The organism is Microbacterium umsixpiens (assembly GCF_053543675.1).
Genome location: NZ_JBLVOH010000159.1, coordinates 2,732 through 4,626, shown reverse-complemented (window position 1 = coordinate 4,626; position 1,895 = coordinate 2,732). Strand labels below are relative to the sequence as shown.

The window sequence follows — 1,895 nt, the reverse complement described above, 5'->3', positions numbered from 1 at the left end:
CGGAAGGGGATCATGTCGACCTTCAGCGGATTGAACACTGCGGCCAGCGGACTCGCGGCCGCCCGACGCGGCATGGACGTGGTCGGGCAGAACATCGCCAACCAGAAGACCGAGGGGTATACGCGCCAGCGCGTCCAGACCTCGGCCATCGCAGCAATCGCCCAGACCGGCCGGTTCAGTGTCGGCGCTCTGCCGGGACACGGCGTCTCCATCGACGGCGTCGCACGGCTCGGCGATGCGCTGCTCGACGCGCGCGTCCGCGACTCGCTCGCCGCATCGGGCTTCTGGTCCACGCGCGCGGTCGCCGCGACCACGATCGAGGCTTCGCTCGCCGAGCCCACCGAGAACGGACTGGCAGCGCGACTGTCGAAGTTCTGGTCCGGCTGGCAAGATCTCGCAAACACCCCGGACTCCGGTGCAGCGGCATCCACCATCCTCGAATCCGCCAAAGAGCTCGCCTCCCACATCGCCGGCGGCTACCGCACCGTGGCCACCCAGTGGAGCGACGCGCGGGCCACCGCCGAGCGCACCGTCACGCAGGTCAATGCCGCCGCCGACCAGATCGCGGTGCTCAACGGCGAGATCCGCGACGCCCTCGCCTCCGGGCGCTCGGCGAACGAGCTCATGGACCAGCGGAGCGTGCTCGCACAGAACGTCGCCCGCATGTCCGGGGCGGCGGCCACCATCGAGAGCGACGGGTCGATGACCCTCCGCGTCGGCGGCAACGCGCTGGTCTCGGGTTCCGATGCGCGCCACCTCGTCCTCAACGGCCCGGCCACGATCGACGCGGGACAGCGCTTCACGGTCTCGTGGGCATCCGCCACCGACCTCCCGGCCTCGATCGACGGCGGCGAGCTCGGTGGTTCGCTCGCCGTGCTCGCACCGGCGGCGGACGGCGGGATGCTCGCGCAGCTCGCCTCGACCTACGACGCGGTGGCGACAGCCCTGGCCGGTGCGCTGAACACGCAGCACCGCGCGGGTGTCACCTCGTCCGGGCAGCCGGGCGGCGACTTCTTCACCCTTCCGACGACCGGGTCGGCCGCGCTCGGACTGCGGGTCGCCGTGACGACCCCGTCCGAGCTGGCGCTCGCCGCACCGGGTGCCGGTGCGCTGGATGCGACCAACGCCGACCTGATCTCGCAGATCGGGCGCGGCGCCACCTCGCCCGACGCCCTCTGGTCCGACCACGTCACGCGCTTCGGGGTGGCGACAGCCGCCGACGTGCAGCGGGCGAAGGTCTCCGACTCGGCGGCGGTCGCCGCGGTCGGGGCGCAGCAGTCCGTGGCCGCCGTCGACGGCGACGAGGAGACGATCAGCCTGCTCACCTACCAGACCGCCTACCAGGCCGCAGCCCGCGTGATGACGGCGGTGGACGAGGCGCTCGACGTCCTCATCAACCGCACGGGTCTCGTCGGACGCTGATAAAGGAGCACCGTGATCTCCCGAGTGACATCGTCATCCATGACGCAGACGGCGATGCGCCAGCTGCAGTCCAACCTCACCGAGCTGGCGCGTCTGCAGGAGCAGGCGACCTCGCAGCGCGCTTTCGCCACTCCGTCCGAAGACCCGGCAGCCGCGGCCGCGGCCCTCGCCCTGCATGCGGAGCAGCGCCGCAACGACCAGTACGCACGCAACATCGACGACGGGCTCGCGTGGGTCACGGCGGCGGATGTCGCGATCACCGCGAGCACCTCGCTGCTGGGCCGGGTCCGCGACCTCACCGCCCAGGGGGCGAACGACGGTGCGCTGGATGCCACCGCCAAGGAGGCCCTGGCCGTCGAGCTCGAGGGCATCCGCAAGGAGCTCCTGTCCCAGGCCAACACCCGACTGCTCGGTCGCTCGGTGTTCGCCGGCACCTCGGACACGGCGGCGTTCGCCGCGGACTACTCGTACAG

At 71.7% G+C, this 1,895-nt stretch carries 2 protein-coding genes; both read left to right on the top strand.

The window, feature by feature from the left end; all coding sequences use genetic code 11:
* The coding region (gene flgK, locus ACNPM4_RS15705) for a flagellar hook-associated protein FlgK (RefSeq protein WP_448986300.1) at positions 1-1,422 on the top strand (1,422 nt) is incomplete at its 5' end.
* 12 nt (positions 1,423-1,434) lie between these two features.
* Positions 1,435-1,895 (top strand): flagellin N-terminal helical domain-containing protein (locus ACNPM4_RS15700; RefSeq protein ID WP_448986299.1); only part of this gene is annotated, 461 nt, incomplete at its 3' end.